General features: G+C 60.3%; 17 protein-coding genes. 2 read left to right on the forward strand and 15 right to left on the reverse strand.

Features of this window, described 5'->3' with window-relative positions; translation table 11 throughout:
- Window positions 1-59 precede the first annotated feature (59 nt).
- Window positions 60-1,049, reverse strand: coding sequence for a LysR family transcriptional regulator (locus tag PQQ52_RS26550; RefSeq protein WP_408218142.1), 990 nt, complete (start codon window positions 1,047-1,049; stop codon window positions 60-62).
- 273 nt (window positions 1,050-1,322) lie between these two features.
- On the opposite strand from PQQ52_RS26550, the gene PQQ52_RS26555 reads away from it, so the two are divergent.
- Entirely contained in the window at window positions 1,323-2,750 is a 1,428-nt protein-coding gene (locus tag PQQ52_RS26555) for an aminotransferase-like domain-containing protein (RefSeq protein ID WP_408217951.1), read from the forward strand.
- Between the two features lie 78 nt (window positions 2,751-2,828).
- Here PQQ52_RS26555 and moaA read toward each other — a convergent pair whose 3' ends face one another.
- The 9 genes from moaA to PQQ52_RS26600 all read right to left on the reverse strand — a co-directional run bounded on the left by moaA (window position 2,829) and on the right by PQQ52_RS26600 (window position 14,345).
- The gene (gene moaA / locus PQQ52_RS26560) at window positions 2,829-3,911 is read right to left on the reverse strand and encodes a GTP 3',8-cyclase MoaA (RefSeq protein ID WP_408218144.1); all 1,083 of its coding nucleotides are present in this window, start codon (window positions 3,909-3,911) and stop codon (window positions 2,829-2,831) included.
- 270 nt (window positions 3,912-4,181) lie between these two features.
- Window positions 4,182-5,093: a bestrophin family protein gene (locus PQQ52_RS26565; protein ID WP_408217954.1), complete on the reverse strand. Its 912-nt coding sequence runs from the start codon at window positions 5,091-5,093 to the stop codon at window positions 4,182-4,184.
- Between the two features lie 37 nt (window positions 5,094-5,130).
- The gene (gene cydB / locus PQQ52_RS26570; protein WP_408217956.1) at window positions 5,131-6,138 is read right to left on the reverse strand and encodes a cytochrome d ubiquinol oxidase subunit II; all 1,008 of its coding nucleotides are present in this window, start codon (window positions 6,136-6,138) and stop codon (window positions 5,131-5,133) included.
- Window positions 6,139-6,142: 4 nt separating this feature from the next.
- Window positions 6,143-7,531: a cytochrome ubiquinol oxidase subunit I gene (locus PQQ52_RS26575; protein WP_408217959.1), complete on the reverse strand. Its 1,389-nt coding sequence runs from the start codon at window positions 7,529-7,531 to the stop codon at window positions 6,143-6,145.
- Between the two features lies 1 nt (window position 7,532).
- The gene (locus PQQ52_RS26580) at window positions 7,533-9,806 is read right to left on the reverse strand and encodes an FdhF/YdeP family oxidoreductase (RefSeq protein WP_408217962.1); all 2,274 of its coding nucleotides are present in this window, start codon (window positions 9,804-9,806) and stop codon (window positions 7,533-7,535) included.
- Between the two features lie 247 nt (window positions 9,807-10,053).
- A complete protein-coding gene (locus PQQ52_RS26585; protein WP_408217965.1) occupies window positions 10,054-12,852 on the reverse strand; it encodes an ATP-dependent Clp protease ATP-binding subunit in 2,799 nt (932 codons plus the stop codon).
- Between the two features lie 446 nt (window positions 12,853-13,298).
- On the reverse strand, window positions 13,299-13,679 hold the full coding sequence (locus tag PQQ52_RS26590) for a TraR/DksA family transcriptional regulator (RefSeq protein ID WP_408217968.1): 381 nt from the start codon (window positions 13,677-13,679) through the stop codon (window positions 13,299-13,301).
- A gap of 137 nt (window positions 13,680-13,816) precedes the next feature.
- The gene (locus PQQ52_RS26595; protein ID WP_408217971.1) at window positions 13,817-14,014 is read right to left on the reverse strand and encodes a hypothetical protein; all 198 of its coding nucleotides are present in this window, start codon (window positions 14,012-14,014) and stop codon (window positions 13,817-13,819) included.
- 79 nt (window positions 14,015-14,093) lie between these two features.
- A complete protein-coding gene (locus PQQ52_RS26600) occupies window positions 14,094-14,345 on the reverse strand; it encodes a hypothetical protein (protein WP_408217974.1) in 252 nt (83 codons plus the stop codon).
- A gap of 226 nt (window positions 14,346-14,571) precedes the next feature.
- Between PQQ52_RS26600 and PQQ52_RS26605 the strand changes: the two genes are divergently transcribed.
- Entirely contained in the window at window positions 14,572-14,910 is a 339-nt protein-coding gene (locus tag PQQ52_RS26605; RefSeq protein WP_408217977.1) for a DUF6566 family protein, read from the forward strand.
- Between the two features lie 80 nt (window positions 14,911-14,990).
- Here the strand turns inward: PQQ52_RS26605 and PQQ52_RS26610 are convergent, their stop codons facing one another.
- The 5 genes from PQQ52_RS26610 to PQQ52_RS26630 all read right to left on the reverse strand — a co-directional run bounded on the left by PQQ52_RS26610 (window position 14,991) and on the right by PQQ52_RS26630 (window position 20,398).
- The gene (locus PQQ52_RS26610) at window positions 14,991-15,350 is read right to left on the reverse strand and encodes a host attachment protein (protein WP_408217980.1); all 360 of its coding nucleotides are present in this window, start codon (window positions 15,348-15,350) and stop codon (window positions 14,991-14,993) included.
- Window positions 15,351-15,702: 352 nt separating this feature from the next.
- Window positions 15,703-16,710: a rhamnose ABC transporter substrate-binding protein gene (gene rhaS, locus PQQ52_RS26615; protein ID WP_408217983.1), complete on the reverse strand. Its 1,008-nt coding sequence runs from the start codon at window positions 16,708-16,710 to the stop codon at window positions 15,703-15,705.
- Window positions 16,711-16,804: 94 nt separating this feature from the next.
- A complete protein-coding gene (locus PQQ52_RS26620; RefSeq protein ID WP_408217986.1) occupies window positions 16,805-17,821 on the reverse strand; it encodes an ABC transporter permease in 1,017 nt (338 codons plus the stop codon).
- Window positions 17,814-18,872: an ABC transporter permease gene (locus PQQ52_RS26625; RefSeq protein WP_408217989.1), complete on the reverse strand. Its 1,059-nt coding sequence runs from the start codon at window positions 18,870-18,872 to the stop codon at window positions 17,814-17,816. The genes PQQ52_RS26620 and PQQ52_RS26625 overlap by 8 nt, the downstream gene beginning before the upstream one ends.
- Window positions 18,869-20,398 carry a sugar ABC transporter ATP-binding protein gene (locus PQQ52_RS26630; protein WP_408217992.1) on the reverse strand — a complete coding sequence of 510 codons (1,530 nt, stop codon included), beginning with the start codon at window positions 20,396-20,398 and terminating at the stop codon, window positions 18,869-18,871. Before PQQ52_RS26630 ends, PQQ52_RS26625 begins: the two co-directional genes overlap by 4 nt.
- Between the last annotated feature and the right edge of the window lie 6 nt (window positions 20,399-20,404).

A 20,404-nucleotide genomic window follows, 5' to 3' on the forward strand; every position in this document is an offset into this window, starting at 1 on the left:
GCAAGCCGAATAAGCGCCTGAATATGCGTTGATTTTCGTGAGTCTCTAACGCTGCGGGCTCAGGCCCGCAGCGATGGCTTGAGCAGTGCGGACACATTCCCGTCTGGAAGTACGTCAGAGCGACTTGTCGCTCCACCGCCGTCGACTTGCACTCTCTCCAGAATTTCCGACGCGCACTTTCTCAACATCGTCACAATCATCCGTACGCGTGGCGGCATCGGACGTTGCGCCTGGATCAGTACATTCACATCGAAAGGCAGCACCTCGAATTCCGGCAGTATGCGAACCAGCCGGCCGTCTGCTAACGCATCGACACACGCCGGCTCTTCGAGTACCCCGATGCCGACACCCGAGAGAATCATTTCATACATAGGCCGCCAATGACTGGTCTTGACCGCGGTACGAATCGGCGCGCTCTCCACCACGGCCACCCCGTGTCTGAGCGGCAACTGGTCCGTGCCGAACATGCCCTGGACCCGAATGAACGGATGTTTTGCCAGATCAGACGGCTCGGCAATTGAACCATGCTGGCTCAGATAGCCTGGCGCGGCAACAAGCACACGCCCAACCTGACCGAGCTGACGGGCAATGAAGGCCCCTTCTCCAAGCTGCCCAAGGCGGAACGAAATGTCCACACCCTCCGTCACGAGATCGACGATCCTGTCGTTCAGGACCAGCTCCAGATCCAGTTGTGGATAGGTTGCACGCACCAGCGCCAACGCCTCCGGCACGACTGTCTCACCGAAACAGTGAGGCGCCGCAATACGTATCGTTCCCTTGAGATCCTGATCGTCGTTCGATACCTCGGCGATCGCCTGTTCCACGGCGTGCAGAATTCTCTTGCTACGCTCGTAAAAGGTGACGCCTTCGGGCGTGCAATTGAAAGCGCGCGCACTACGAAGCAGGAGCCGGCAGCCGAGGTACTTCTCAAGCCGCTCGATGCGCTCGCTTGCGGCCGGCTGGCCAATATTGAGGTCCCTTGCCGCGCCGGAGATACTCTCTCGTTCAACCACCCTGACGTAAATCCGCATGGCTTCTAGCAGATTCATAATGCCCAACCTCCCTGTGTGCCGATCTCGTGTAATTCGAACCCATCCTTGCGCATCGAAAGGCCCCAACGTGGCAACCAGGCAATGCGTATTCGATGGAGAACAGCGTAAGGCCGGGACATCAGCCGCAGAGTGCACAAATCGGGCCGATTCGAGCCAGTACAGTTCTGCTACGATCCCCGGACCGGGCGGCGGCATGGCGATGGGGGCGCGTGTAACCGGGGGGAGAGGCCGACACAACGTGGCGCAGCGAAACGCAAAGGGAATCGTCCGATGAATCTCTATGAGAAGCTTGCAGACGACATCGAGAAGCTGATCCGGCAAGGCGTGTACGGTCACGGCGAGCGCCTCCCGTCCGTGCGGCAAACCAGCCAGCAGCACCGGATCAGTGTTACTACGGCCATCCGCGCCTATTTGCTGCTCGAAAGCCGTGGCCTCGTCACGGCCAGGCCTCAGTCGGGCTATTTCGTCAACTTCCAGGGCGACGGAGGCGAGCGGAAAACGCTCGAACTCCGGCCATCGAAACCGATTCCGATTTCGTCGCCGGTTGACGTCAGCCGGTTGGTGCTTTCCACCTTGCGTTCAATCGGTGTCGACCATGCGGTGCCGCTCGGTTCGCCCTATCCCGACGCCAGTCTGTTTCCGTTTGAAAAGCTCAACCGCTACGCTTACGACGCAGGGCGAGGCACAACACGATGGGGTGTGACGGACGCGCTGCCCCCCGGCAACGCCGCACTCGTGCGCCAGATCGCGCGTCGTTACCTCGAAAACGGCATGGCCGTCGATCCGAACGAGATCATCATCACGGTCGGCGCGACTGAAGCGATCAATCTGTGCCTTCAGGCGGTCGCGAAACCCGGCGACGTGATCGCTGTCGAGTCACCGACCTTCTACGCGATGCTCCATGCGATCGAACGGATGGGCATGAGAGCAATTGAAGTGTCGACGCATCCGGAGCACGGCATCGATATTGAGGCGCTTGCCGCAATCGTGGACTCGCAGACCATCACAGCCTGCATGGTCATGCCGAACTTCCAGAACCCGCTGGGTTTTCTGATGCCCGACGATCGCAAGCGCGAACTCGTGGAACTCCTGACGAAGCGGGACATTCCGGTCATTGAGAACGGCGTCTACAACGAATTGCACTTTGACAGCACGCACCCGAGCACATTGAAATCCTTCGACACGAAAGGACTCGTCCTTCACTGCGGATCGTTCTCGAAAACGCTCACGGCGGCCTACCGGATTGGTTGGGCGTTACCGGGCCGATATCGCGATCAGGTCGAGAAACTCAAGTTCTTGAATACGCTGACCTCTCCAGCGATTCCGCAAATGGCGATTGCGGAATTCCTTGAACGCGATGGTTATGAACATCATCTGCGAAGGGTTCGGAAGATGTATGCGCAGCAGGCCAATCTGATGAAGGCCACTGTCTCGCGTTTCTTCCCGGAAGGTACGCGCATGTCCAACCCGGCGGGCGGATACGTGCTGTGGATCGAACTGCCCCCCAAGGTCGACGCGATGCGACTCTATACGCTCGCGCTCGACCAGGGCATCACCATCGGACCAGGCTATATGTTCTCGGTCTCGGAGACGACCTATCGCAACTTCATTCGCCTCAATTACAGCAGCCCCTGGACGAGCGAAATCGAACAGGCGGTGATTACCGTCGGCAAGCTCGTCGCGATGTGCGCCCGGTAGTGACACTGACACGATGACCGCAACCAGCTAAGTGCATGCGCGGGTCGACTACGGCAAGTACCAGCGCATCCTTACGGGTCAACCGCCGACCAGCGACATGCGAACTGTGGGATAGGCCTTCCCCGGTCCTGGCCTGCGCGGCGTCGAGCGAAGCTCGGAGTAGCGGTCGTCGCGTTGGTTCCATCGGCTGCGGACGACCCCGGCCAGTTGCTCGACTGAGGCGGCGTCCGTGAGCCAGGGCCTGAGGTCCGTGCCATGTGTGGCGAACAGGCAGGAATAAAGCTGGCCGTCGGCGGATACGCGGGCCCGCGAGCACGACCCGCAGAACGGTTGCGATACGCTCGCGATGAATCCGACTTCGCCTGCGCCGTCGGCATGGCGATAGTTGACGGCGGTGCCCGTATGTTCGTGCACGAAGACGGGCACCAGAGGAAACGCCGATTCGACGATGTCGCGCGTCTCGCGAGCCGTGATCACCTTCGTATTCGACCATCCGCCCGCGCCGCCAACATCCATATATTCGATGAAGCGCACAGCCACGCCTGTGCCTTTGAACAAGCGCACGAGCGGCAGGATCTGGCTGTCGTTGACGCCTCGCTCGATCACCGCGTTGACCTTGACCGGCGCGAGTCCCACCGCGCGCGCCGCCTCGATCCCATCCAGGATCCGCGACACGGGCATGTCGACGTCACTCATCCGGCGGAATACCGCGTCGTCCACGGCGTCGAGGCTCACTGTCACGCGACCGAGGCCGGCGTCGCGCAGTGAGCGCGCCTTCGCCGCGAGCAGGGAGCCGTTTGTCGTCAACGCGAGTTCCATCGGTTTCCCGCTTTCGGTGGTCAGTTTCGCGAGCTGTTCGATCAGGGATTCGAGTCCACGTCGCAGGAGCGGCTCACCGCCGGTGATGCGTATCTTCTCCACCCCGAGCAGGGCGAACGCTTTCGCGAGCTTAAGAAGCTGTTCAAACGACAGGCGCTCCGAAGACGGCAGGAACCGGTAGTCCGCGCCGAAGGTGTCACGCGGCATGCAGTACGTACAGCGGAAATTGCATTGATCGATGACGGACAGACGTAAATCCCGCAGTGGGCGATCAAGCCTGTCGAGCGTGGACGTGGCACCGCCAGCGAATACGCCAGGGTGGGACACCGTATCGGCGGTTATGGGCTGGTCGAGGATGTTCACGATCTATCCGAAGGTAGGCAGCGTGCGGCGGCAAACAGAGCAAGGGGGCAACGGCAGGCGATCTTTCAGATCGGAGGAGTCGCCGGCCTGTGCATGATCTTCTGACAGGATAGTGCGTCGGCCCCGCATAGGGGACGCACAGTCCGTGCGGAATTCCAGGAGCACAGTTTGTGCGCCGTATCGGGTGTCACGGCGAAGCGGACGCGCGTCCTGCTGGGCAAGCCGACCGGATGCGCCGATGAACCCACGCTAGGTCAGCTGGTAGGCGCGCACCGGTACGACCTCGTCGGGAAGTTCACAACCACACAGTTCGAGAATCGACCGTTCGATGTTGCGGGTCATGGCGTCAAGCGCCAGCGCATTCGGCGCGAGCGTAAAAGGGTCGGCGACTTCGCTGGCAATCGCTTCAAGCGCAATTAGCGTGTAAGAAATAAAGACGCAAAGAAGCGGCGTAAAGAACTCGGTCGAATCGACAAGACCGAACGGCAGCAAAACGCAATAGGCGTAGACGGTACGGTGAAGCAACACACTGTAGGCAAACGGAATGGGCGTGGATGCGATCCGTTCACACCCCCCAACGGTCCTTCCCAGTTCGTCGATCTGCGCGTCTAACATCCAGAGCTTGGTATCCGATATCAATGCCCGAACTTGCAGATCGGCGAAGTCGCGGCGAATGTCGTTGAGCAGCGCCGTCGGTTTGTAGCAGGTGTGCTGCAACGCCTCGGTTCGCGTGCGTCCGAGAAAGCGAACGAGATCGGCCGTCGGGTCGGTTCCACGCAACTGGTGCTTCAACGCGTATACAGTCGCAATCAGTGTATGGGCCATTTGAACGTTGTGATCGCCCCGCGGTACGTAACACAGCATCTGCGAGGTCAGCGCGCGCGCCGAGATCAGGATGCTGCCCCACAGATGGCGTGCCTCATTGAAGCGCTCGTAGCTTGCGTTATTGCGGAACGCAAGGAAGATCGCGAGCGCCAGACCAAACAAGGTGAACGGCGCCGTATTAAGTGGGATCTTTTCGCCGAAAATGCGCCCCTGCGTCACCACAGCGAGACTGCTGACAGCCGCCATGAAGGCCAGCTGGGGAATAATCGACTGCAACACGGAACCGTTCCAGACAAACAGCAGCCGGAACCAGTTTTGCCCTGGCCTCACAATCATAATGTGCTCTTCTAATGGTCTGACTGCGCCGTCAACCTCAGTGGTAGCCGGCGTCCCCTTCCCGCACCTTGCCCCGGAATACGCGATACTGCATGGCGTTGTAGACGAGGATGACAGGCAGCACGATCACTGTTCCGACCAGCGCGAACAGCTGGCTCGAGTGGCTCGACGAGGCTTCCCAGATCGTCAGTGACGGCGGAACAATGTTCGGCCAGATGCTGATGAGCAAGCCGCTATAGCCGAGAAAGCACAACGCGAGCGTGAGAAGGAACGGGGTCGCTTCGTGCAGCGATCGCAGCGTGCGGAAGATGCCCCACACACAGGCAATCACCAGGATCGGCACCGGCAGGAACCAGCCGAGATTGCCGCTTCCGAACCAGCGATGTGCAACCGCCGGCAATCCGATTACCGTCCATAGACTCACGATGGCCATCACACCGAGCAGGACGCTCACAAGCGGTCTCATCACCTCGCGCATCTTGCGCTGCAGTTCGCCATCCGTCTTCAGGATGAGCCAACCGCAGCCGAGCGTCGCATACGTGAAGAGCACACCGATTCCGCAAAACAGGCTGAACGGCGAGAGCCAGTCGAACGGGTTGCCGGCGAAACGGCCGTCGACGATCTTGATGCCTTGCAGCAGCGACCCCAGCACGATCCCCTGGCAGAGCCCCGCAAGCGCGGAGCCGCCTATGAAGGCGAGGTCCCACGCGTGCTGGGTCCTGACGGCCTTTGCACGCAATTCGAAGGCCGCCCCGCGGAAGATCAGGCCCACGACCATCAGGATCAACGGAAGATAGTTCGCTGGCAGGAGCGTCGAATAGACCACGGGGAACGCGCCATAAAGCCCGGCGCCGCCAAGCACGAGGAACGTCTCGTTTCCATCCCAGACCGGCGCGATGGTATTGAGCATGACTTGCCGATCGCCCTTCTCTTCGAAAAACGGAAACAGCAGGCCGATGCCGAGATCGAAGCCGTCCAGCATCACGTAGATGAAAACGCCGAGTCCAATGATCGCGGCCCACACGACAGGAAGATCGATTTGCATGGTGTCACTCTCCTTCCAGTGCGTCCAACGGGCGATTCCGCAAGACCGGATGCCTGCGTGACTCGCGGCGTTCGACATGCTCCTCCGGTCCACGCTTCATCATCTTCAGCATGTAATAGACGCCCATGCCAAACACGAGGAAATACACCAATACAAAGATCAGTAATGAAACGCCTGCTTGCTGGGCACTGATCGGCGAGAGGGAGTCCGCGGTACGCAAAACGCCGTAGACCGTCCACGGTTGGCGGCCGACCTCCGTCGTGATCCACCCCGCCAATAGCGCCACAATTCCAGAAGGCCCCATGCACAGGACAAAACCCTGAAACCACCGCGTCTCGTAGAGGCGGCCGCGCACTCTGAGCAGTAAACCAAGCAGCGCCGTCAATAGCATCAACATGCCGAGGCCCGCCATGATCCGGAAGGTCCAGAACACGATCGGCGAATACGGACGGTCCTCGGGTGGAAACTCTTTCAGGCCGCGAATCTCGCCATCCCAACTGTGCGTCAGGATCAAGCTGCCCAGATGCGGTATCTGGATCGTGTATCGCGTTACTTCTGCATTCATGTCGGGCAGGCCGACCAGGTTGAGCGCGGTGCCACCGTGCTCGGTTTCCCAGAGGCCCTCGATTGCCGCGATCTTGGCCGGCTGATATTTGCGCGTGTTGAGTCCGTGTGCATCGCCAACGAAAATCTGGATCGGCGTCAGGAAAAGCAGAATCCACAGCGCCATTGAAAAACTGCGCTTGACGGGTTTGTCGCGCCGGCCCTGCAACAGATGCCACGCGCCGCAGGCGGCAACGATGAAGCCCGCGACGATAAATGCGGCAATGGTCATATGCGCGAGTCGATACGGGAACGACGGGTTAAAAATCACTTTCATCCAGTCGACCGGCACGATCCGGCCATTCTCAATGGCGAATCCCTGCGGCGTCTGCATGAAGCTGTTCGACGCGAGAATCCAGAACGTGGAAATGAGCGTGCCCGCCGCCACCATGAGCGTGGCGAAGAAGTGCGCGCGTGGACTGACGCGTTGCCAGCCGAACAGCATGACGCCGAGAAAACCGGCCTCAAGAAAGAACGCCGTCAGCACTTCATAAGTCAGGAGCGGCCCCGTGATGTTGCCGGCAACGCTGGAAAAACCACTCCAGTTGGTGCCGAACTCGTAGGCCATCACCACACCCGAGACCACCCCCATGCCGAAACCGACCGCGAAGATCCTCGACCAGAACAGAAACATGTCCTTGTAGGCGACGTCGCCAGTCAGCAGCCAGCGCCATTCCAGCACCGCGAGGAAACTGGCCATGCCGATGCTGATCGCGGGAAAAACAATATGAAACGACACCGTGAACGCAAACTGCAGCCTGGCAAGGTGGAATGCATCGAAGATTTCCATATCAGACTACCACCGAGCGGACCACACGAACTGGCGCGGACTTGTATGACGGCGTGCCGCTTTCCTTGTCAATGTAGTCGAGCGGCACCAGAACGTTTGCCTCCGGGTAATAAGCACCCACCGACCCTGGTGCGATATCGTAGGCGATCGCCGTGATCTTCTCCAAACGAAGCTGCCTGCCCGCTACGGCTGTCTCGATGTCGACCAGATCGCCATGTTCGAGTCCGCGCTCGGCAAGATCGTCTTCGTTCATGAACAGCACGTCACGCCGGCCGAACACGCCTCGGTAACGATCGTCCAGTGCATAGATGGTGGTGTTGTACTGATCGTGGCTGCGCAGCGTCACGAGACGCAGCACCTCGTCGCCCTCCACCTGCGCGTCTTCCGTCACACCGTGGTACACCGAGAACATTGCCTTGCCGGTCGGCGTCGGGAACACGCGCTCGGTCGGCGGCAGCGGCATGCGGAAGCCGCCCGGCACGCGGATGCGTGCGTTGTAGTCCTCGAAACCCGGAATCGTCTTTTCGATCAGGTCGCGGATCTTGTCGTAATCGGCAACCAGCTCCATCCAGTTGACCTTGCTGTCCGGGAGCGTCGCCTTGGCGATGCCGGCCACAATGGCGGGCTCGGAGCGCAGGAACTCGGACGCGGGCGTGAGCTTGCCGGCCGACGCATGAACCATCGACATCGAATCTTCGACGGTGATCGACTGGCCCATGCCGTTCTGCACATCGAGTTCGGTGCGGCCGATCACCGGCAGAATGTACGTTTCCTTCGCGACCAGCAGGTGCGAGCGGTTGAGCTTGGTGCCGAGATGCACGCTCAGATCGAGCGCCTTCATCGCCGGAAAGCACTGGTCCGAATCCGGCAGCGCGACCGCGAAGTTGCCGCCCAGGCAAACCAGCGCCTTCGACTCGCCCGCAATCATCGCCTGCATGGTCGCGACTGCATCGCGGCCGTGCTCGGCGGGTGGTTTGAAGCCGAATACCTCCTCGATCTTCGCGAGGAATTGCGCCGACGGCTTCTCGGTGATGCCGACCGTGCGGTTGCCTTGCACGTTCGAGTGGCCACGCAGCGGACAGATACCGCCGCCTTCTCTGCCCATGTTGCCGCGCAGCAGCAACAGGTCGCAGATCAGGCGCACGTTCGCGGTGCCCTTGTTATGCTGCGTGACGCCCATTCCGTACGTGATGATCGTCGACTTCGCCTTCGCGTACGCGTCGGCGACGTCCGCGAGCTCCTCGCGGGTCAGGCCGCTTTCCGCTTCGATGTCTTCCCAGGAAGTGGCCTCGATATCCGCGACGAGCGCGTCAAGGCCTTCCGTGTATGTGTTGATGAACTCGCGGTCGAGCACGTCGCCGCGCTCGGCGTCGAGTGCGAGTACCGCCTTGATAACGCCCTTGAGAGCGGCCGCGTCGCCGCCCGCTCTCACCTGATGATAGGTCGACGCGATCCGGGTTGAGCCGAACGTCGCCATCTGCAGCATGGACTGCGGATCCTGGAAGCGTTCCAGCGCGCGCTCGCGAAGCGGATTGAACACGATGATCGGGACGCCGCGACGCGAGGCTTCCCACAGCGTGCCCATCATCCGCGGGTGGTTGGTGCCAGGGTTGTGCCCGATCGAGATGATCAGGTCGGTCTTCTCGAAGTCGTCGAGCGACACCGTACCTTTGCCAATGCCGATCGATTGCGGCAAGCCGACGCTGGTCGGTTCATGGCACATGTTGGAGCAATCCGGGAAATTGTTCGTGCCAAATTCCCGTGCGAACAACTGATAAAGGTACGCGGCCTCATTAGATGCCCGGCCGGACGTATAGAAGTCGACCTGGTCGGGCGGCAAACCACGCAGGATCTCACCGATCCGGCCGAACGCCACCTCCCATTCGACGGCCCGGAACGTGTCGGTGGCGCGGTCGTAGACAAGCGGATGCGTGAGTCGGCCCATATCCTCCAGCTCGAAATCCGATCGTTCCAGCAATGACGACACTGTGTTGGCCGCGAAGAATTCCGGGTGTACGCGCTTGGTCGTTGCTTCCCAGGTGACGGCTTTGGCGCCGTTTTCGCAGAACTGGAACGTGGACTTGTGCTCCTTGTCGGGCCATGCGCACCCGGGACAATCAAAACCGTCAGGCTGATTGGTCCGAAGCAACGTGAGTGGCGCCTTGATGCTCTCCATTTGCAGCCGGATGGCTTGCGATGTCGCTTTGAGCGCTCCCCAACCACCAGCTGGGTGGTCATATTCCCGGATACCGGGCACTTCGCGTCGCGTGGTCATGATGAGACTCCATGAACTGCCTCAGGAGACCTGAGGGCTTTGTAGTATGGGGTTACGCCGCATCACGGCATAAAGCCTGGATGCGGGTTCAGTCTAGGTGGGTTGACGCACTGCGAAAGGTACAGATCGGCCCGTGGCAGGCATGCACAGTTCAAGTACAGTGACACCGCCAGCCATTTCGACCAGGGCTGGGAGTCCGCACATCGTCGGCAATGACGCGGCGGCGCCTCCAAGCTTGTTGCAGACATCACTCCTTCGACGTGGCGCTTTCAGTTGGCTCGGCGCTGCTGGCCTCTTTGGACGGCTTTTTCTTTGCGCGCCCGCTCGCCCCCTTCCCGGCCGTTGCCTTGGGAGCAGAAGCCGCCTCGCTCCTGGTGAATTTCACCTCGCCGCTTTCCTTGTCATAACTGGCCTCAACGCTGTCGCCAGACTTCAGCGCGCCGCCGAGAATCTCTTTCGCAAGCCGCGTTTCCAGTTCCTGGCGAATCTGGCGCTTCAACTCGCGTGCACCGAACTCCGGCCGATAGCCGGCCTCAGCGAGGTGATCAACGACCGATTCGTCGATCTTGAGCGTAATGTCCTGCGCGTCCGCGGTGCGCACGACCCGTTCGAGCTGAATCTGCACGATCGATCGGATGTTGTCGCGCGAGAGCCCATGGAAGACGATGATCTCGTCGATCCGGTTGAGGAATTCAGGACGGAAATGGCCCTTGAGCACTCCCATCAGCTCCTCGCGAATCGCTTTCTCAGCCTGGCGATCCGCCTCGGGCTTCTCGAGGTTGTCCATGATGATCGATGCGCCGAGGTTGCTCGTCGCAATGATGATCGTGTTGCTGAAGTCCACCACCCGGCCCTTGCCGTCGGTCAGCCGCCCGTCGTCGAACACCTGCAGCAGCACGTTGTACACGTCGGGGTGAGCCTTCTCGATCTCGTCAAGCAGGATCACGCTGTACGGCCGCCGCCGGACGCGCTCGGTCAGCTGCCCGCCCTCGTCGTACCCGACGTAGCCCGGAGGGGCGCCGATCAGCCGTGCGACTGCATGCCGTTCCATATACTCGGACATGTCGATACGGATAACCGCCTGCTCGTCGCCGAACACCGTTTCTGCCAGCGCCTTCGCGAGTTCGGTCTTGCCGACGCCGGTCGGCCCGAGGAACAGGAAGGTCGCGATTGGCCGGTTTGCCTCGCCGAGTCCCGCACGCGACAGGCGCACGGCATCGCTCACCGCAATCACCGCGTCGTCCTGGCCAACCACCCGCTCGCGCAGCTTCTTCTCCATGTCCAGAAGCTTTTGCCGCTCTTCCTGCGTGAGCTCCGTGACCGGAATGCCGGTGAGACGCGATACCACTTCGGCGATTGACTGCACGGTCACTTCGAGCGTTTCCGAGCCGGTCTTGCGCTGCCATGCCTCCATCTGCTCGTCGAGTTTCTCCTGCTTCTCACCGATCCGTGCCTCGAAGGCTTTCGCCTCATCGAAGCGCTTACGCGAAGATGCATAGTCCTGCTCGCGCTTGAGCTGGGCGATCTCGGCTTCGAGCTCCTGAATAGCCGCCGGACGCGAGGTCGCGCCGATGCGCACGCGTGCCGCCGCCTGGTCGATCAGATCGATGGCCTTGTCGGGCAAAAAGCGTGAAGTAATGTAGCGATCAGAAAGTTCTGCCGCGGCTACGAACGCATCGTCAGCAAAGGTTACCTGGTGGTGCGCCTCGAGTTTGTCGCGAAGGCCGCGCAGAATGACGATGGTCTGATCGACCGTCGGTTCCGGCACCAACACCGGCTGGAAGCGCCGCTCGAGCGCTGCATCCTTTTCGATGTACTTCTGATATTCGTTGAGTGTCGTGGCGCCAATCAGACTGAGCTCGCCACGCGCAAGCGCGGGCTTGAGCACATTCGCGATATCGAGGCCGCCTTCTCCCCCGCCTTGTCCCGCGCCCACGATCGTGTGCAGTTCGTCGATAAACAGGATCAGTTCGTCCTTCTTGGCCGTCACTTCATCGATCAGCTGCTTGGCACGCTCCTCGAATTCGCCGCGATACTTCGCGCCCGCCACCATCGAGTTGATGTTAACCTCGACGAGCCGCTTGCCGCGTAGCACCTCAGGCACGTCACCATTGATGATGCGCTGCGCCAGCCCTTCGACGATCGCAGTCTTGCCGACACCAGGCTCGCCGATCAGCACCGGATTGTTCTTCTTGCGCCGCGCGAGCACTTCGATCGTGCTCTCGATTTCCTGTGCGCGGCCAAGCACCGGGTCGAGCTTGCCCTGACGCGCCATGGCCGTGAGGTCGCGCCCGAACTTGTCGAGCGTGGGCGTGCCGGTTGGCGTATCGACGCGACCGTCCTCCGCGCCTTTACCCACGACTTTCACGACCTTCTGCCGCAACGCCTCCGGCGTGACGCCGTATTTCTTGAGCAGCGCGCCCGCAATGCTGTCCGGCACCGCCGCCAGTCCGATGAGCAGATGCTCCGGCCCGACGTAAGAGTGCCCCAGATCTCGCGATGCCTGGAACGCATACTGGAATGCCTTTTTCAGGCGAGGCGAGACGGTCATTTTCTCGACCGGCGCATCGGGATCGGCGGTTCCCTTTTGCGCATGCTGGTCGATATATCCCTTGATGTCCTGCGGCGAGAGCTTGAGCTCCTTTAGCAACGCGGCGCACACGTCGGTGTCCGCGAGCACGTACAGCAGATGTTCGGTATCGAGTTCGGTACGGCCAAGCTCGTGTGCCTTCTCCGCGGCGCGTTGCAGCAATTCGAGTGTCTGCTCACTGAAAGCATCGGTTGCATCGACGGATTCACGCGGCACCTCGGCGGCGTACCCGGCATCGTCGTCTTCGTCCTCGGCGCCATCCTCCAGGCCGCCGAAGAAGCGCGACAGACCGCCTCCGCCCAGCAGTGAATCGAACGGGTTGAGCATGCTTTGGTGTCGCATCAACTGCCGGTAGTCGTAGTCGCAGATCGACATGGATTTGCGCTCGCCGTTTTGCACAACGGTCACACGGGCGACAGCGGGACGGGAATTACAGATTTCGCAGAGGGCTGGCATCGTAGAGTCACCTTTTCGGTTAAAACATGCGCTGTTTCAAAGGTTATAGGACGCGTCCATGTGAATAGCGAACACTCCGGACCCGCCCTCCACGGTCCGTTTGTCTCGTTCAATAAGCGGAGAACCGTGATAGCGACGGCGCATCGAGCGCCGCATGTTGCGAGGCTCTCTATCCTGTCCGTTTTTGACGAGTGCTGACTGAAAAATACGGATCGTTTACGAGGTCGGCTTCTGCACGATTAGCATAACGAAACCCTGAATCCGCACATGGATTCTAAGAGTGGCCAGTGCATAAGGGAACATTGGTTTTTCCGATGATAGGCATTGGCGGCATCTGCCCGACGCACCTCAACCTGAAGATAGGGGTCTTTGACGTGCTCGTCGCCCAGCGACCACACTGCCCCCTTACTGCTCCTTTACCGACGCCACTGAGGCGTTGGAAGCTGTCATTTGCCGGCCTCACGGCGACTCTGCTCTTCAACAGTCAGGATAGCCTCCGGGGCGACCTCGAGCCGTGCTTTCGGTATCGGCTCACCACTTGCATCGGAAATACCGTAGGTACCCTCGTCGATCTTCTGCAGTGCGCGCTCGATATCGCTGATGCGCTGGTCGTTCACGTCATGTAACGCCTGGTTGACCTCATTCTGTGCCATTCCCTGCGCCGCGTCCTCGAACTCTTCGGCCTCGTCGCCATGCTCCTCCTCGGCCGTCCGCTCGTCTGCGGTCGTATTCTCCTCTCCGCCCAGCAGTTGCTGGCGCAACGCCTCAAGGCGCTTGCGCTGCTGCGCGATGAACTCATCGCTCAACTTGACCTGTTGCTCCGACATGGTTCTCTCCCTCGCCGCCGTGGCCGACATGTGATTCGATACAGTAGCACCTCGTTGTCGAGGTCGAATGACAAGCGCGTGTCGATGCGACAGCCTGATAGTCAGACTACCGCGCACCACCCGCCGTTACATCAAAGTCACGCACCCAACTCCTGAAATGCATGGCCATTGGCCTCAAGCCCCTTCAGGATGTCCGGCGTGAGCTCGCTTTGCCACACATGTCCGTCGAACTGCCACTGACTTGTGTCGACGAGGTCGGGAAGGCCGGCTCCCTTACGCACATAGAGCCCGAGTGTCGGTTTCTTCAGGTTGAGGTAGAAATCGAATTCCTGCATTTGCAACCTCTCATGCGAGATACGGGATACGGGATACGGGATACGGGATACGGGATACGGGATACGGAATACGGCGGAATCAACTATCGTCAACGTTGTCTGCGTAATGGTCGATAGTGACCTTGCACTCATCCACAACGACCTGAAGGAAAGCGGGATCATTTCTTTCCACCCAGCGCTCCACGTGAAGAAAGCGTTCCGTTCCGAGATCGGCGATGCGCTCCGAATCTGAGGTCGTGACATCCACCGTGACGATCCCCCGGTTACCTTGCAGCGCTGAGATCGATGCGGAGATCAGAAACCGTCGATATGGAAATTCATTTTGTGCCATGAAACCTCCCACCACGTGATGAAATGAAGTCCCGAGATTCTTCCCTATTGAAGTCTATGAGCAAGTCATGACCCTGTGAACATGGGTTTCTCCGATGCTAGCTATTGGACAAATACGTCTATCGGTTTGCCATTCAACCTCGATATCCGGGTGTCGGAACGCTGGAATTGCGGCATGATGGTGCTTGAGAGAAGCATGTACGCTGGATTGCGGACAGATATCAATCATGAACGCTGCAAAGGAGAAAACGATGCCAGCCAGCACTGTTTCTTACGGCGAGTTTGAGATCGCCGTGCGCCCTGAACGTAACAAGCTTGGCGCCTGGATCGCAAGTGTGAGTGTGAGTCACGGTGCTCGCACAGTCGTCGATATTCGTCCCATGACCGTCCAACCCGAGTGGCTAACCGAAGAGGAGGCAGTGAGAGACGGGATCGAATGGGGACGCCGCTTCGTCGATCGTGAGTTCAACACGCCGCAGTCTCGCTCCTGGGTGGTCGAGCGGTCTCACGCGGAAGTCTGGTTCCGTGATACCGAGGAACCCGGTAGCGCCGAAACCAGTGTGTAAGACTTGCGCGAGCAGGATCGACGGCAAGGTCGGATTCACCTGTGAGTACGCTATGGCAGTGAAAGTAGCGAGGGCAGCGATCAGTGTCGCTGCAGGTGCGCTTCAATCTGCCGGGTGTTGAGCGTCGACAGATCCTCGCTAACCTGCTCGAATATCAAGCGACGGGTTTCCTCGCTGAGATTCGCTTTGACCATGCCGAGAAATTTTGGCTCGATGGCGAGTCTCAGCCGGGAGTAGAGTTGATGGAGCCGGCCGTCTTCCACATAAGTGGCAACGCGCTTTGCGAATTTCTCGCGGTCCTTCTCCGTCAGCATCGTGCCGGTATATTCAGTGTTGATGAGACTTTCTTTTTCTTGCAAGTCGAGCGTGAGTCCCGGCGCCTGGAAAACACGCGCACGGCCTCCGTCAGCCACAACAAGCCACGTCACATCGATCATCATGCACCTCCAAACAGGGATTTGTCTGCGTGTACGGCATCCGTTCTGACTGCTCGCCTCCGTCCTCGCTGAAAACCGTGACCGTCAAATTCGATCAATGATTACCCGCTGTCCGAACGGCTCCCGTTCAAGATAGCAGTGTGGGCCCACTACGCCCACGGTCGATTTACCGATTCTTAGTATAGGTCCTTAAATTCGCGCCGAAGCCTCCTGCACGTATACGCAGCGGCTTTTGGCTTGATCGGCCGGTATGCATATCCCGTACCACACTGAATGCCAGACCACGCGGCAGATCTGAGTACGATGATTGCTGTCTGCCTCACGCCGCGCGCCGGCGCGGCGTGAAGCTCGCTGGTTAGAAATTGAAGTTGTCGATATTGCTCGCATCGAACGTGGTCGGCGGTCCGAGAATGATTTCGCCTTGCGGTCCGATCGTGCGCTTGCCGAGCTTGCCGGCATCAAACGACTCGCCTTCCTTGCCGGTGATCGTCCCCGAGGACAGTGCCGCCGCTGCATAAGCCGCCAGGTATCCAAGCTGATTCGGATCCCAGAGCTGGAACGCTTTAACCGTCCCGTTCTTGACGAACGCGCGCATCTGGTTCGGCGTACCCAATCCGGTCACCTGCACTTTGCCCTTGCTTGACGACGACGAGATATAACGCGCCGCCGCCGCAATGCCAACCGTAGTCGGCGCGACGATCGCTTTCAGATTCGGATAGGCCTGCAGCAAGCCTTGCGTTTCGACGAACGACTTCTGGTCGTCGTCGTTGCCGTACGCGATCTTCACGAGCTTGATCTTCGCGTACTCGGGCTTCTTCAACTCCTCCTGCATCCACTTGATCCACGTATTCTGATTGGTCGCGTTAGGCGTCGCCGACAGCACCGCGAACTCGCCCTCCCCTCCCATCAGCTTTGCCACAAGCTGAATCTGACCTCGGCCGATACCTTCCGCATTTGCCTGATTCACGAAGAGCTGGCGGCCTTCAGGCGCCGTGTCCGAGTCGAAAGTCACGACCTTGATGCCTTGTGACATCGCTTTCTTCAGATACGGTACGACCGCGTTCGCGTCGTTGGCCGCGATGACGATCGCGTCCTGCCGCTGCGTGATCAACGTGTTGATGTATTGCACTTGCGAGGACGCGCCGGCATCCGAGGGCCCAACGACCTTGCCCACGCCGCCGAATTCCTTGATTGCGGCCATGCCGCCATCGTCGGCAATCACTTCATAGGGGTTGTTGATCTGCTTCGGCACGAAAGCAATCTTCAGACCGCTTTTCAAGCCGGCCGCGGACGCGGCGCAACTGATCGCGACTAACGCAATGCATAGCGCCGTCTTGCCGGTGTGACGTAGAGGATTGAACATAAGGCGTCTCCTGCTTTGTTGTTGGACGACATGCTGTCCGGGTTGTCGGTATTTGGTATTTAGTATTTCTTTTGGAGCCGGTTTAAAGAGAACCTCATAAAGAAGAAGCGGACTTCGCAATGAAACGCCGGTCACGCGCCGCCCGCCAGCGGGCAACCAGATTGGGAATCAGCACGGACGCCAGCAGCAGCACGCCGGTGACGATCGTGAGTGTTTCGCTCGAGACATCATCAAGCGTCAACGCATTTTTCAGCACACCGATAATCAGCAGCGACAGCAGGACACCGAACATCGAGCCGCGTCCGCCGAAAATACTCACCCCGCCGAACAGCACCGCCGCGATTACCGACAATTCGAAACCTTCGCCGTTGTCGCCGCGTGCGCTGGTAAACCGCAACGTATAGACGATGCCCGCCAGTGCGCTCATCGCGCCGGACAGCACGAATAGGCGCAACCGGATCTTCGCCACCTCAATACCGGAGAAAGCCGCGGCGGTAGGATTGGCCCCGATTGCGTAGAGACTGCGGCCGAACGCCGTGGACTGCAGCAGCACGGTAAACACCACCGCGCCGACGATCACGATCGCAAACGGCAACGGAATGAACGTCGAGCCGAGCGTATCCATGCCGAACGCCGTATAGCCCGCCGGAAAATCCGCGACCGCCTGGTCACCGAGCAGCACATACGCGAGGCCGCGAAACAGCGCCAGCGTGCCGATGGTGACCGCGAGCGACGGCAGATTGAGCTTCACGATTACCAGGCCGTTCAGCAAGCCCGCCAGTGCACCGGCAATCAATACCAGTACGATCACGACCGGCATCGGCAAGCCCATGTGCCACAGGACGCCCATCAGCGCACTCGACGCGCCCAACACCGACGCCACAGAAAGATCGATTTCCGCGGCGACGATAATCAAGGTCATGGGCAGCGCCATCAACGCAATCTCGGTCAGATCGGCGAGGATATTGCTGACATTCGCGCTGGTGAGAAACACCGGCGACAACCAGCGCCCGAGCCCGAGCGACAGCGCCAGCACAACAACCAGCAACACCTCCCATTGCAGCGGCGTTTCGCGTTTGCGCGTGAGCAGCGCGGAATCGGGTTTAGCCATGATCGCGTTTCCTCATCATGCGTTTGGCGACAGAGCGGGCCAGCAAGGTATCGGCGGTAATCGCAGCGACGATCAGCGCGCCCTGGATCGCCTGTTCCCAGAACGGCGAGACGTGCAGCACGACCAGCGCGATGCTGATCACGCCCAGCACGAGCGCGCCGAGCGTGGCGCCGAGAATGGTGCCCACCCCTCCCGTGATCGCGACGCTGCCCACCACGGCGGCGGCAACGACCTGCAATTCGATGCCCTTCGCGGTACTGGCATCGACGGTGCCGAAACGCGCGAGCCACAATGCACCCGCGAAACCGGCAATCGCGCCGGACAGCAGAAAGCCCGCCATCACACGACGCTCGACGTTCACGCCGGCAAGCCGTGCCGCCTCGGGATTCGAACCGATCGCGTAGTGTTCGCGTCCGCCGCGAAACTGCTTCAGATAGACAGCCAGAGCGGCCAGCACGACGATCGCGATGAGCGCGAGCGTCGGTATGCCGAAGAATGTGCCGGTAGCAAGACGGGAAAATGCATCGGGCAAACTGGTCGCATTGATCTGACCGCCGTGTACCCACGCATAGTCCGCGCCTCGGAAGATGTAGAGCGTGGAAAGTGTCGCCACTAGTGACGGCACGCGCCCCACTGCAACGAGCAACGCATTGATGCCGCCCGCCACCAGACCGATCGCCAGTCCGGCCAGCAATGCGACGATCGCCGGCATCTGCGGAAACGCAACGTACAGGCTGCCGACCGCATAGGCGCTGATACCGACCGTCGACCCCACCGACAGATCGATATGCCGCATCAGGATCACCACGGTCATGCCGGCTGTCAGCAAGCTGATAATCGACACATTCAGCAGCACGTCACGCAGATTCTGCAGATTCAGAAACTGCGGCTTCGCGAGGCCTGTGCCCACGATCAGCAGAATCAGCACGACGAAGAGCGTCGTCTCGCGGCTCTTCGCAATGCTTGCGATGAAACCGCCTGGCGCGCTGCCGGAACGCTTCGGGGCGGGTGCCTGAACGGGCGCGGGATGGGTTGAAGAATGGCGCATCATGCCGCATGCCCCAACGGTGGGATCGGTTGGCCGAGTGCGGCACCCATAATGCGTTCTTCGTCGGCTTCGGCGCGCGCGATATCCGCGCTGATACGCCCCTCGTGCATGACCAGTACGCGATCAGCCATGCCGAGTACTTCCGGCAGTTCGCTCGATATCATCAGCACGGCCATGCCGTCACGCACCAGCTCCGCGAGCGCGCCATACACCTCGGCCTTGGCGCCGACGTCGATGCCGCGCGTGGGTTCGTCGATGATCAGGACCTTCGGGTTGGTCGCGAGCCACTTGCCCAACACGACCTTTTGCTGATTGCCGCCGGAAAGTGTGCCGACCGGCGCGTTCGGGTCCCCCGCTTTGAGACGCAAACGCGTGCCCCACTGATTGGCCAGTTGCGTTTCGCTGCGGGTGGAAATCAGGCCATATTTGACGAGACGTCCGAGCACCGTCATCGACGCATTACGCGCGATGCTCAATTCCAGTGCCAGTCCTTGCTGGCGACGATCCTCCGGCACCAGCGCAAGGCCGGCACGCACGGCTGCAGCCGGACTGCCCGCAGCAAGGCGCTTGCCGCCAATCAAAATTTCGCCCGAGTCGAGCGGATCGATGCCGAAGATCGCGCGCGCCACTTCGCTGCGCCCCGCCCCCACCAGACCCGCCAGCGCGACGATCTCGCCTGCGCGGACGTCGAAGGAAATGTCCTTGAAGACGCCCACGCGCGTCAGGCCACGCACCGACAGACGCACTTCGCCCGCTGGCCGGTCGGCTTTCGGATAGAACGTCTCCAGATCGCGGCCCACCATCTTCGCGACGATGGATTCGGTGGTGAGATCGGCGGTGAGCCCGTCGAACACCTTCGCGCCATCGCGCATGATCGTCACGCGTTGCGTCAGCGTGAACACTTCATCCAGCCGGTGCGTGATGAACAGTATCGCCACATCGCGTTCGCGCAGCTTGCGCACGATCGCAAAGAGCCGCTCCACTTCGGGCAGCGACAAGGCGGCGGTTGGCTCGTCCATGATCAATACGTTCGCGTTCAACGACAACGCCTTCGCAATTTCGATCACCTGCTGGTCGGCAATCGACAAACCACGCACGAGTTGATCCGCACGCAGATCCACCCCGAGCGAAGCCAGCAAACCGTCCACCTCGCGGCGCATGGCGTCGTACTGAATGCGGCCAATCCGGTCAACCGGCTGCCGCCCCATGAAAATGTTTTCAGCGATCGAGAGATCGAAAAACAGCGTCGGCTCCTGATAGATCACCGCGAGGCCCGCGTCGCGCGCCTCAGCCGGTGTCGCGAATCCGCGCGCCACGCCGTCAACCAGCAGCTCGCCGGTATCCGGTTGGTGTACGCCCGCGAGAATCTTCACGACCGTCGATTTGCCCGCGCCGTTTTCGCCGAGCAGTGCATGCACTTCGCCCGGCCACAACGCGAGATCGCCGTCGGATAACGCGCGGACCCGGCCGAATGATTTGCTCGCGTGCCGTAATTCGAGTCTGGGCACAGCGGATGGGGATTGCGGCACTACGTG

The organism is Paraburkholderia sediminicola, from assembly GCF_046030555.1.
Classification (GTDB): domain Bacteria; phylum Pseudomonadota; class Gammaproteobacteria; order Burkholderiales; family Burkholderiaceae; genus Paraburkholderia; species Paraburkholderia sediminicola_E.